We start from the raw sequence: 12,009 nt of genomic DNA on the forward strand, positions 1-12,009 counted from the left end.
CCGTGTTCTCTCCGAGGAGTACGCCCGTGTCCGTCCGCCGTACCCTCTCCGCCGCGCTCGCCACCCTCACCGCCGCGGGACTGCTCACCGCCTGCGGTGCCGGTGACGCCGCGACCGACGAGGTGAAGCCGAAGGGGCAGCGGGGCACCGGTATCAACATCGGCCCCGACCAGCACCGGATCCGGGGCCAGAAGGACGACGCCGTCGCGGCGAAGGTGCCCGAGGCCGTCCGTGAACGGGGCACCCTGCGGCTGGGCGCGAGCGCCGACGCCTCGCCACCGCTCGGCTTCTACGCCACCGATGACAGGACCCGGATCGGCTCCGAGATCGACCTGGCGACCCTGATCGCCGACACGCTCGGCCTGAAGCCGCAGTTCGAGCAGGTCTCCTGGGAGAACCTCTTCGTCGGCCTGGACAGCTCCAAGTTCGACGGCGTGCTCTCCAACGTCACGGTCACCGAGGAGCGCAAGGAGAAGTACGACTTCGCGACCTACCGGCTCGACAACATCGCCTTCGAGGCCAGGAAGGGCTCCGGCTGGAAGGTGAAGGAGCCGAAGGACGTGGCGGGGAGGACGATCGCGGTCTCGTCCGGGACCAACCAGGAGAAGATCCTCGTCGACTGGAGCGAGGAGAACGTCAGGGCCGGGCGCAAGCCGGTCGACATCAAGTACTTCCAGAAGGACACCGACTACTACCTGGCCCTCCGGTCCGGCCGGATCGACGCCTACCTCGGCCCCGGCCCGTCCGCCAACTACCACGTCGCATCGGCCGGCCAGTCCGAGATCGTCGGCACGCTGTCGGGCGCGGGCGACGGGCTCCAGGGCAAGATCGCCGCCACCACGAAGAAGGGCAGCGGCCTGGTCGGGGCGTACGCGGCCGCCATCGACCACATCGTGCGGGACGGCTCGTACGCCGAGGTGCTGAAGCGCTGGGGGCTCACCGACGAGGCCGTCACGAAGTCCGAGATCAACCCGCCCGGCCTGCCCAGGCCCGAGAACTGAGCCCGCGAGAGCGCCCCGAGAGCCGGCGAGAGCCCCGAGAAAGCCTTGAGAGGTATCACCCATGCCTGCCACCGCACCCCTCCACCTGGCCGCCGAGATCGGCGGTCCGCCCCGCTACGACCCCGGGCACTACACCGGTCTCGCCCGGCTCGCCGAGCACGGCGCCCTCGACTTCGTCACGCTCGGCGACTCCTTCGCCAGACCCGGACCCGACGCGCTCGCCGTGCTCTCCCGGGTCGCGCCCGCCACCGGCCGGATCGGCCTGGTGCCCACCGTCACCACCACCCACACCGAGCCGTTCCATGTGTCGTCCGCCGTGGCCACCCTGGACTGGGTGAGCCGCGGCCGGGCGGGCTGGAACATCGATGTGTCGACGACCGGGGCCGAGGCCCGGCTCTTCGGCCGGCGTCCGGCGGCGCCCGCCGACGAGCTGTGGCGCGAGGCCGGTGAGAGCGCCGACGTGGGCGCCCGCCTGTGGGACAGCTGGGAGGACGACGCCGAGATCAGGGACGTCGCCACCGGACGCTTCATCGACCGCGACAAGCTGCACTACGTCGACTTCGAGGGCGCCTCCTTCTCCGTCCGGGGCCCGGCGATCGTGCCCCGGCCCCCGCAGGGGCACCCGGTCACCGTCGTCGACGGGACGAGCGGCCCGGCCCGGGAGACCGCGGCCCGCCACGGAGATGTCGTCCTGGTCCGGGCCACCGCCCCCGAGCAGGCCGCCGCGGCCCGTGCCGATCTGCGCCGGCGCGCGGCGGCGCACGGACGCGACCCCGACACGCTCCGGGTCCTGGTCGCGCTCACCGTCGACCTCGGCGACGCCGAGACCGCCCCGGAACCGGGACTGGAGAGCGGACCACCGCTCGCCGCCGGCGGCTCGTACTACCGGGGCGGTCCGGTGGACCTCGCCGAACTGATCGCCCGGTGGCACCGCGGCGGAGCGGCGGACGGCTTCCACCTCACGCCCATCACCCCCGGGCGCGACCTCGAACGGATCGTCAACGGCACCGTGGCCCTGCTCCAGCACCGCAGCCTGTTCCGCACCTTCTACCCCGGCGGCACCCTGCGCGAGCACCTGGGGCTGGCCCGCCCCGCCAACCGGTACGCCCTCGAAGGAGGACGGGCATGAGCACCGCGACGAGGCAGATGCATCTCGCCACCCACTTCCCGGGCGTCAACAACACCACCGTCTGGGCGGACCCCCGCTCCAGGAGCCAGATCGACTTCTCCTCCTTCGAACACCTCGCCCGCACCGCGGAACGCGGCACGTTCGACTTCTTCTTCCTCGCCGAGGGGCTGCGGCTGCGCGAGCACAACGGCCGCATCCACGATCTGGACGTGGTCGGCCGTCCCGAGTCCCTCACCGTGCTGGCCGCACTGGCGGCCGTCACCGACCGGCTCGGCCTCGCCGCCACCGTCAACGCCACCTTCAACGAGCCGTACGAACTGGCGCGCCGCCTCGCCACCCTCGACCACCTCAGCGACGGCCGGGCCGCCTGGAACGTCGTCACCTCCTCCGACGCCTTCACCGGGGAGAACTTCCGGCGCGGCGGCTACCTCGACAGGGCCGACCGGTACTCCAGGGCCGCCGAGTTCGTCGCCACCGCCCGCGAGCTGTGGGACGCCTGGACCCCCGACGGCACCCCGCGCCCGTTCAGGCACCAGGGGCAGCACTTCGCCATCGAGGGCGAGTTCACCGTCCCGCGCCCCCCGCAGGGCCATCCGGTCGTCATCCAGGCCGGGGACTCCCCGGAGGGCCGCGAGTTCGCCGCGTCGGCCGCCGATGTCATCTTCACCCGGCACGGCACCCTGGAGGCGGGCCGCACCTTCTACGCCGACGTCAAGGCGCGGCTGGCGAAGTACGGCCGGGAACCCGACGAGCTGAAGATCATGCCCGGGGTCACCTTCGTACTCGGCGACAGCGACGCCGAGGCCCAGGAGAGAGCGGCCGAGATCCGCCGCCAACAGGTCTCCCCGCAGACGGCGCTGCTGGCCCTGGAACAGATCTGGGGCCGTGACCTCTCCTCGTACGACCCCGACGGGCCGCTGCCCGACATCGACCCGGACCCCGAATCCTCGCTGGTCCAGGGCCGGGTCAAGCACGGCGACCCCCTCGCCGTCGCGGCGCGCTGGCGTGCGCTGTCCGAGGAGAAGGGGCTGTCCATCCGGCAGACCGTCATCGAGACCACCGGCCGGCAGTCCTTCATCGGCAGCCCGCGGACGGTCGCGGAGCAGCTCACCGAGTTCGTCGCCGCCGATGCCGCCGACGGTTTCATTCTCGTACCGCACCTCACCCCGGGCGGCCTGGACGACTTCGTCGACCGGGTCGTCCCGCTCCTCCGGGAGCGCGGGGTGTTCCGCTCCGAATACACCGGTCCCACGCTGCGGTCGCATCTCGGGCTCGCCGAGCCGGTATGGAAAGGTTGATCGTATGAGTACGGACGCACCGCAGCCGCACGGATTCGAGCAGGCGGCACAGGACTGGAAGCACTGGCACGAGGAGCGCACCGCCACGGTCGCCGGCCCCTACGGGCCGCTCTCCCTCACCGGTACCCACTGGCTCTCCGACTACCCGGAGGGCCGCATCCCCGAGGTACCCGGGCAGTGGCGGGAGGACGGCGACGAGCTGGTGCTCAGCGCCTCCGCCGCGGACGGGCTGACCCTCGACGGCGAGCCCTTCACCGGCCAGGTCCGGCTCAGCGCCGACCGCGGCCCGATCGACGAGTCCCGCGTCGCGCACGGCGAGCGGCGGCTGGTCGTGCTGAGCCGCGAAGGGCTCTGGGCGGTACGGGACTTCGACCCGGACTCCCCGGCGCGGCGCGCCTTCCGGGCCATCGAGGCCACCCCGTACGACGCCCGCTGGGCGCTCCCGGGCACCTTCCGTCCGTACGACAGCGCCCGTACGGTCCGGGTCGAGAACGCCGACGGGGTCGAGCGCGGTCTCGGGCTCGCCGGTGAGATCGCCTTCGAGGTCGACGGCACGGAGCACACGCTGCATGTCGCGGTCGAGCCCGACGGCTCGCTCTGGGCGGTCTTCGCCGATGCCACCAGCGGAAACAGCAGTTACCGCTTCCGGTTCCTGCGGCCCGCGGCGCCCGACGAGGACGGCAGGGTGACGGTCGACCTCAACCGCGCGCTGCTGCCGCCGTGCGCCTTCGCGGACCACTTCATCTGCCCCTTCCCGCCGCCCGGCAACACCCTTTCCGTCGCCGTCGAGGCGGGGGAGCGCAACCGCGTCGACAACTGACGCACCGCCATATTCCGTCGGGACAGCGGCCCAGGCAGCCCATGCGCTGCCTGGGCCGTTCCCGTGCGGTGCGACAGGTTCAGGCCGGCAGGCCCTCTTGCGTCACAAGTTGACGCCTTGAATACTCCCGAGCAGCGCTTGTCAGGAGCACGGCATGTCCGCATCGCGGGCCGATGGCCGTGCCGACGACTGCGCCTCACGGGTCCGACCACCCCACAGGCGGACCCCCGACTTCCCCTCGGGAGGAATGAAAAGTGAGGATCAAGCGCACCACCCCCCTCAGCAGCACCGTGAGACGCACCAGGACCGTCGCCATCGCCGCGGGTCTTGTCGCCGTCGCCGCACTGGCCGTCCCCAGCGCCCAGGCCGACACCCGCACCACCTTCAGTGCCCAGCAGCTCTCCGCCGCGAGCGACGCCGTGCTCGGCGCCGATGTGGCGGGCACCGCGTGGAACATCGACCCGGTGTCCAAGAAGCTCGTGGTCACCGCGGACCGCACGGTCTCGAAGGCCGAGATCGAGCAGATCAAGCAGTCCGCCGGGGCCAACGCCGGCGCCCTGAAGATCGAGCGCACCACGGGGAAGATCAGCAAACTGCTCTCCGGCGGCGACGCGATCTACGCCCCCGGCTGGCGCTGCTCCCTCGGCTTCAATGTCCGCAGCGGCAGCACCTACTACTTCCTGACCGCCGGTCACTGCACCGACGGCAACCCGCCCTGGTACACCAACTCGTCGAACTCGACCAGCATCGGCCCGACGGTCGGCTCCAGCTTCCCGACCAACGACTACGGCCTGGTCCGGTACGACAACGCCTCGGTCTCCCACGAGGGCACCGTCGGCAGCGTCGACATCACCGGCGCGGCCAACGCCACGGTCGGCATGTCCGTCACCCGCCGCGGCTCCACCACCGGCACCCACAGCGGCTCCGTCACGGGCCTCAACGCCACGGTCAACTACGGCAACGGCGACATCGTCTACGGCATGATCAAGACCAACGTCTGCGCGGAGCCCGGCGACTCCGGCGGCCCGCTCTACTCCGGCTCCAACGCGATCGGTCTCACCTCCGGCGGCAGCGGCGACTGCTCCTCCGGTGGCACCACGTACTTCCAGCCGGTCACCGAGGCGCTCAGCGCGTACGGGGTCAGCGTCTACTGACGCACCGGCACCCCCCGGTCCGCCCCTCGAACAAGCGGCCGACCGAGCCAGAGCCCCCGTCCGAATCCCGGGCGGGGGCTCCCGCTCACCCCGCGGCTTTTGAGAGGATGTGGGGCAGGTCGGTCACGCAGGAGCAACGGGGGCGGGTTCTGTGCCAACCGGAGGGGCTCCCTCCGGAACCCCCGGTAGACACCTCAGGGGGTTCCAGGTCCGTGAAACGCATCGGAGTGACCGGTCATCGCACCATCCCGCAGGAGGCCCACGCCCATGTGCTCGCAGGGTTACGGGCGGCGCTCGGCGGCCTCGAAGGCTCCTTGGAGGCCCTCTCCAGCCTGGCGGTGGGAGCGGACCAGCTCTTCGCCGACCTCGCCCTGGCCCACGGCGCGGACCTGACCGTGGTCATCCCGAGCGGCGACTACGAATCCTGCTTCGCCGACGCGGCCGAACTCGCCCGCTACCGGGCCCTCAAGGGCCGGGCGGCCCGGGAGGTCCGGCTGGGCTACCCGCACTCCACCGACGAGGCGTACTACGCGGCGGGCGCGTACATCGCCGACCACTGCGACCGGCTGCTCGCGGTGTGGGACGGCCGGCCGGCCCGCGGCCTCGGCGGCACGGGCGACATCGTGACGTACGCCCGGAGCCTGGGCCGCCCGGTCACGGTGATCTGGCGCGAGGGCGTGGAGCGCACCTGACCGCCCGCCGCCGGGCGGTGGCTCACATCTGGTGCCGGGCCAGCCAGTCGGTGTGCTGCGGGGAGACGATGCGCTCGGTCTCGAACACCGCCCCCGGCCACTGACGCTCGGTCAGCGTGGTCTCCATCGCCACCTGCATCGCCTCCAGGTCCTGCTCCACCAGCGAGTGGGCCGAGATCAGCGGGTGGTGCCGGCGCATCTCGCTCCACGCCAGACAGGCGGCCGCCGCTGCCGACAGCACCCCCGTCAGGGCGAAGGACTGGGTGACGGAGAACATCCTCAGCACGGCGAACACCAGGGCCAGCGCGGTCAGCGCGGCAATGGTGGTCGACCAGACCAGGGTGGCCCGGCGGGAGACCTCCTGGCGCCTGCGGTACCAACTTCTCTGCTCTATCAGCCGGTCCCGTACATACGTCTCCTTGCGTACGGTGAACGCCTTCTCCCGCAACTCGCGCATCGAGCCGGTGATCAGCCCGCCCGAATCCGCCGTCAGGTCGCGGGGGTCGGCCCACCCCACTTTGCGGAGTTCCTGAAGACCCTCTTCGAGGCGATTGGCGAACACCGCCTCCGGGTGATGGGTACTGGTGTCGAACGGTGATCCGTGTACCGAGTAACGCCAGCACATCGACTTGATGAACTCCGCCGCCGAGCGGTTGAGTTGCCAATGCGACTTTGCTTTGCGCCGGGCGGAGAGGTACGTCGTGATCAGGACGCCCAGGTAGGCCAACACGCCGACCGCGTCGGCGAGTTGAAACGTGTCAGCCACCTCGACGTGCCAGGGGAGTGCGGCCGGCAGGGCCCCGGTGACCAGGAGGATCAGTTGAATGCGGGTGGTGTTCACCGCCTCCCGCTGCCTCGCGACGGCTATCCCGTCCGTGTGGTGAAAGAGCGCCGGAAGATCGGCGTTCCTGAAGACCATGCTCTGGAGCGGCCCTGGAAGCGCCGTCATGTTCACTCCCGTCTGCGGACGTAGGCATGCTCGTTCGGTGACTTGAATGGGGGCACGAGCGTAGAGGTGCGCCATTGGGCGCGGCAATGGACCTGGGGCGTCAGTGGTGCTTTTCGGTCCCCGGCGAGGCCCCCTCGTGCGATCCGGGGCAGTGTGGCAATGTGGTCCAACAGGCCTTGTGAATGGGCGTGTTGATGTCCGGTGCGTGTTTCGCGACTATCTGACGGAGAGTCAGGGATGAGTGAGGGATACGGCGTGAACGTGGATCCGCTGTCCGACGCTCAGCGTCGGGTCCGCCGAAGCCCTCTGCTGTTCACCGCGCCGCTCGCGCTCCTCGGCCTGCTGACCGCACTGCTCGTCTGGGAAGCGGTCCGGGTCAACGTGTCGACCGAGGCGCAGGCCGAGTGGCCGTGGCGTCTGCAGCTGATCGATGGGCAGGTGCTGGGAAGTCTGCTGGCGGTCTCGCTGGGGGCCGTACTGGCACGCGCGCAGTACGCCCGCACGGTCAGGCCGTACCTGGGCTGGCGGGCTGCCTGGACGAAGGGCCTGCTGACCGCCCAGGCGTCTGCGTGGCGCGTCGGAATACTCAACGGCGGCCAGCACATGGCCGTGATCGAATCATGGGACATCGGGGTGGTCACGCAGGGTGCGGACGACTCCGCCGACGCGCGGTGGAGCAGCGTGTCGGACGCCGTGGCCCAGTTGACCGAGGCCGGATTCGTCGTCGGGGAGGACTTCCGGCTCATCGAGTTCGGCACCGGATTCCCTCTGATGGGAGCCGTAGGAGGTCATGACACGGTGCTGGTGGGCGCGTTCTCCGAATCCTTTGCCCAGCAGGTCCAGTCGCTCTATGTCCGTGTGAGGGTCACGGATGTCGTGGGCGACACCCATGAGCGGACCATGGACTGCCTGAAGGGCGTATGGACCGACAAGGTCGCTCCGGTGGCCGAGTGACGCCCGCCGGGACGTGGGCCGCCCGTGCTGCCGCGGGGCGGCACGGGCGGGCCCGGGTCGGCCCCCAATGACCTGCCCCACCTGCGTTTCCCCCGACTTGCGTGGCGTGATGAGGTCTGTTCGAGCGGGAAGAGCAAGTCCCGTACTGCATCGGGACGAAGAAAGGATCACTGCGGTGCGTGAGCCGGGACAGGGAGGTAAAGTCGTGCCGCCGGGAACTGTGGTCGTACAGAAACTGGCTGCTTTTCTCCATGATCCGGAAAACTCCCCTCAAGGACGGCCATGAAGATCTCTGAATCCCCTCGCCCCTTCGCTGTTGCGAAGAAGGAATCGGTGCCGCTCTCCAAGATCGACACCCGCACCGCAGAAGCCACCAGGAAGCTTGGCCGGGTATTTTCCGCCTCGGCCGATCGCCACAGCCTGGCGTCGACCTTCAGTTCCGCGCTCTGATTCGCGTTGCATGCTGGCTAGACTGAGGGAATGACAGGACCCCTGGTCCCATTCCGCGAAATTGTGCTCAAAGTGCACAGCAGGTGCGATCTCGCCTGTGATCATTGCTACGTCTACGAACATGCGGATCAGAGCTGGCGTACCCGCCCAAAAGCAATCTCTGACGACGTCATCTTCCGGACAGCTCAGCGCCTGGCCGAGCATGCCACAGCGCATGCGTTGCCCTCCGTGTCAGTGATCCTGCACGGAGGGGAGCCCCTACTGGCGGGCCCCGCCCGGCTGCGGCGCGTCTGCGAAGAGCTCACCTCCGCCTTCGAGGGCGTCGCGGAGCTCGACCTCCGTATCCACACCAACGGAGTCCAGCTCAGCCCGCGTTATCTCGACCTCTTCGACGAGTTCGGCGTCAGGGTCGGCATCTCCCTCGACGGTGACCGGGTCGCCAACGACCGACACCGCCGCTACGCCGACGGGCGCAGCAGCCACGCCTTGGTCCTCAAGGCCGTCGAGCTGCTCCGGCAGGAGCGATACCGCCATCTCTACCTCGGGCTCCTGTGCACCGTCGACATCGCGAACGACCCGCGCGCGGTTCTCGACGCGCTCGCCGAGCTCGATCCGCCACTCATCGACTTCCTGCTCCCGCACGCCACCTGGGACGATCCGCCGCCCCGTCCGGACGATTCCCCCACCGCCTACGCCGACTGGCTTCTCGCGGTCTTCGACCACTGGCAGGAGCGGGGGCGCCCGGTGCCGGTGCGGTTGTTCTCCTCGGTGCTGTCCACGCTGAGCGGCGGCCCCAGCCTCACGGAGTCCCTGGGGCTCGCCCCCACGGACCTCGTCGTCGTCGAGACCGACGGCCAGCTGGAGCAGGTCGACTCGCTCAAGAGCGCCTACGAAGGCGCGGCGGCCACCGGATTCGATGTCTTCACCCATGCCTTCGACGAGGTCGCGGCCCACCCCGGGGTACGGGCCCGCCAGCTCGGGCTGGCCGGCGTCAGCGAGACCTGCCGGGAATGTCCCGTCGTCCGTTCGTGCGGAGGCGGCCTGTACACGCACCGGTACAGCTCCACGGGACCGTCCGACGCATTCGACAACCCGTCCGTGTACTGCGCCGATCTGGCTGCCCTGGTGCGCGGCGTCGAGGCGCGTACGGCGGCGGCCCTCGTCGCTCCTGCGGTGACCGAGCCCGTCGAACTGGTCGCCGCCCAACAAGACCTCACCCGCACGTTGCTCGCCCTGCTCAACGTCGACATCGGACAGCACGGCGGCGAGCAGTGGGAGGCAGCCTGGGAGCTGGCCGCCGGCATCGAGGCGTCCGAACAGGGGGCCCGCGGCCTGAACGAGGTGCTGGCGCACCCGTACACGCGCACCTGGCTGCTGGACGCGATGGAACTGGTCCACGAGCGGCCCGGGGCCATGCAGGTGACGCGCAGGATGTCGGCGTACCTCGCGGCCGCCGTCGCACGGACCGGCCTGGATCTGTTGGTACGGATGCCGTTCTCGGGTGGCCGGATCCTCCTCCCCGGCCTCGGTGAGTTGCGGATCGCGGACGAGGGGGAGGGCGGCACGGCGCTCTTGCGTGCCACCGAGGACGGCTTCCTCGTCCGGCGGGAAGGCGGCGACGCGGCCGAGCGCCGCATCGTACGGCCGGAGGTGGCCGGTCCCGGCTGGCGGCCGCTGCGCCGGATCCCGACACCCGGTTCGGCAGCCGGCTTCGTGCTCGACGACCTCGACCCGTACCGCGACTGCTTCTCCCTGCCCGCCGCGGGAGCGCTCGACGAGCGGGCCGCCGCCGGCCTGGCGGCCAGGATCGGCGAGGCGTGGACGCTCATCGAGACGAAGGCTCCCGGGCGCACCGCGGAGATGGCCGGCCGTCTCACCACCCTCACCCCGCTGACCGGCCTGGCCCCGGCGGAGCCCGCCGTGGGGCGGCACGGATACGGCGCGCTGGGGATCGCCTCGGACGGAAGTTCCGAGGAACTGGCGTTCGCGCTGCTGCGCGGTTTCCGGCGGGCCGAATTGCGGGCGCTTCGGGATGTCACGGATCTTTACGCGGCGGACGGCTCCTGGGAACATCGGATTCCCTGGCAGGAACAACCAGTTCCGTTTTCCCGGTTGCTGGCCGACACCTATGAACGGATGGCGTTGGGGGCTTTCGACCCGCGCTACCTGGAGGGCGTACCGCAGGCCCTCGACACTCTTGAAGGCGCCGCCGAACTGACCATCGATGGGAAACGGTTGCTGGACCGGATGCGAAAAGAGATCTGAGGATCGCATTCCGGGTCGGCCGGGCCGTCCGTACGCACAGGACAACGGGGAGGAACAGGCGCAGACCCGATTCGATCAAGGAATGATCGAAGGAACCTGGGAACGTATGACTGAAAAATGGCGTTGAATGACCGAACGCCATGGGGGTGGAGCAACGTCCGCTCCGGAATGATGAATTCGCTCGCATTCACTATCACTCCTCGGGTGCGGGTGCTCACACAGGACGGGGGTCGTGTGCACGCAACAACGCAGCAGCGAGCGGCGGACCATCGGCCGTACTTTTTCTTGAGTTATGCGCATACACCGGGGTACGGCGGTGGAACGGACCCCGACATGTGGGTCGAGCGGCTCTTCCGGGATCTCTGCGGCCATGTGATGGCCCTGACCGATCTCCCCGCGGGTGCCCCCGCGGGGTTCGTCGACCGCGAGATACGCTCCGGCGAAGGCTGGTCGGAACGGCTCGGTGAGGCGCTCGCCACCTGCCGGGTGTTTGTTCCGCTGTTTTCGCCGCGTTACTTCGCAAGCGAGATGTGCGGCAAGGAGTGGTACGCCTTCGCCCAGCGCGCCATCCATCACCGGGCCCGTTCCAACCAGAGCGCCGAGGCGATCGTCCCGGCGCTCTGGGTACCCGTACCACCGAGCCAGCTTCCGGGACCAGCCGAGCGATTACAGTTCAACCACCGTGACTTCGGCGACCGTTATGTCAGTGACGGGCTCTACGGGCTGATCAAACTCAAGCTCTTCGAGGAAGAGTACGAGCGCGCGGTGTACGAACTCGCCAAGCGCATCGTCACAGTCGCCGACACCATAAGGCTCGGCACCGGCCGCCCCGTCGACTACCGGCTGGCTCCCAGCGCTTTCGGCCCGCCGGACAGCGGAGTGGGCGGACCGCGTCCCATGCAGGTGACCATCGCCGCCCCCACACGGCACGACCTGCCCGAGGGGCGCAACGCCGACTACTACGGCGACAATCCGCAGGACTGGAACCCCTACCACCCGGCCGCCGCCCGCCCCCTGGCCTATGTCGCCCAGGACCTGGTGCGCTCCCTCAACTACCAGGTCACCGTCTCCTCCTTCGACGAGGAGTCCGGGCACCCGGAGGGTAAACAGCCTCCCAGCAGACCGGAGATCCTGCTCGTCGACCGCTGGGCCCTGCAGGACGAGGAGCGGGGGAGGAGGGGTGGGGCGCTCGGCGACACAAAACACCCCCCCCGTGCGAAAGGCGGGCCTTGTAAACCCCGAGAGCCCACAAAAAAAACATCCCCCAACCAACCTCACCCACAACACACCCAAACCC

11 protein-coding genes are annotated in these 12,009 nt (G+C 69.8%); 10 read left to right on the plus strand and 1 reads right to left on the minus strand.

Annotation, left to right across the window (positions count from 1 at the left end; genetic code table 11):
* Nucleotides 1-26 precede the first annotated feature (26 nt).
* The 6 genes from ACFV8T_RS10455 to ACFV8T_RS10480 all read left to right on the plus strand — a co-directional run bounded on the left by ACFV8T_RS10455 (nucleotide 27) and on the right by ACFV8T_RS10480 (nucleotide 6,094).
* A complete protein-coding gene (locus tag ACFV8T_RS10455; RefSeq protein ID WP_385326329.1) occupies nucleotides 27-1,001 on the plus strand; it encodes an ABC transporter substrate-binding protein in 975 nt (324 codons plus the stop codon).
* A 61-nt stretch (nucleotides 1,002-1,062) separates the two neighbouring features.
* Nucleotides 1,063-2,130, plus strand: coding sequence for an LLM class flavin-dependent oxidoreductase (locus ACFV8T_RS10460; RefSeq protein ID WP_385326330.1), 1,068 nt, complete (start codon nucleotides 1,063-1,065; stop codon nucleotides 2,128-2,130).
* A gap of 17 nt (nucleotides 2,131-2,147) precedes the next feature.
* Nucleotides 2,148-3,428, plus strand: a complete 1,281-nt coding sequence (locus ACFV8T_RS10465) for an NtaA/DmoA family FMN-dependent monooxygenase (protein ID WP_385326807.1) — start codon at nucleotides 2,148-2,150, stop codon at nucleotides 3,426-3,428.
* A gap of 4 nt (nucleotides 3,429-3,432) precedes the next feature.
* Nucleotides 3,433-4,248, plus strand: coding sequence for a DUF1684 domain-containing protein (locus ACFV8T_RS10470; RefSeq protein ID WP_385326332.1), 816 nt, complete (start codon nucleotides 3,433-3,435; stop codon nucleotides 4,246-4,248).
* A gap of 254 nt (nucleotides 4,249-4,502) precedes the next feature.
* Nucleotides 4,503-5,402 (plus strand): S1 family peptidase, encoded by a 900-nt coding sequence (locus ACFV8T_RS10475; protein ID WP_385326333.1) that lies wholly within the window; start codon nucleotides 4,503-4,505, stop codon nucleotides 5,400-5,402.
* Between the two features lie 212 nt (nucleotides 5,403-5,614).
* A complete protein-coding gene (locus ACFV8T_RS10480; protein WP_385326334.1) occupies nucleotides 5,615-6,094 on the plus strand; it encodes a hypothetical protein in 480 nt (159 codons plus the stop codon).
* Nucleotides 6,095-6,116: 22 nt separating this feature from the next.
* On the opposite strand, the gene ACFV8T_RS10485 is transcribed toward ACFV8T_RS10480, so the two are convergent.
* Entirely contained in the window at nucleotides 6,117-7,013 is an 897-nt protein-coding gene (locus ACFV8T_RS10485; protein WP_385326809.1) for a DUF4231 domain-containing protein, read from the minus strand.
* A 267-nt stretch (nucleotides 7,014-7,280) separates the two neighbouring features.
* Here ACFV8T_RS10485 and ACFV8T_RS10490 point away from each other — a divergent pair, with 267 nt between their 5' ends.
* The 4 genes from ACFV8T_RS10490 to ACFV8T_RS10505 all read left to right on the plus strand — a co-directional run.
* Nucleotides 7,281-7,997, plus strand: a complete 717-nt coding sequence (locus ACFV8T_RS10490; RefSeq protein ID WP_385326336.1) for a hypothetical protein — start codon at nucleotides 7,281-7,283, stop codon at nucleotides 7,995-7,997.
* Between the two features lie 282 nt (nucleotides 7,998-8,279).
* Nucleotides 8,280-8,447 carry an FXSXX-COOH protein gene (locus ACFV8T_RS10495; protein ID WP_385326337.1) on the plus strand — a complete coding sequence of 56 codons (168 nt, stop codon included), beginning with the start codon at nucleotides 8,280-8,282 and terminating at the stop codon, nucleotides 8,445-8,447.
* 30 nt (nucleotides 8,448-8,477) lie between these two features.
* Complete coding sequence (gene fxsBH / locus ACFV8T_RS10500; RefSeq protein WP_385326339.1) at nucleotides 8,478-10,712, plus strand: radical SAM/SPASM protein FxsBH, inactivated beta-hydroxylase extension form; 2,235 nt, start codon at nucleotides 8,478-8,480, stop codon at nucleotides 10,710-10,712.
* Nucleotides 10,713-10,922: 210 nt separating this feature from the next.
* On the plus strand, nucleotides 10,923-12,009 hold a 1,087-nt coding region (locus ACFV8T_RS10505; protein WP_385326810.1), incomplete at its 3' end, for a TIR-like protein FxsC.

The sequence above is a fragment of the Streptomyces sp. NPDC059832 genome (assembly GCF_042731715.1).
GTDB lineage: Bacteria > Actinomycetota > Actinomycetes > Streptomycetales > Streptomycetaceae > Streptomyces.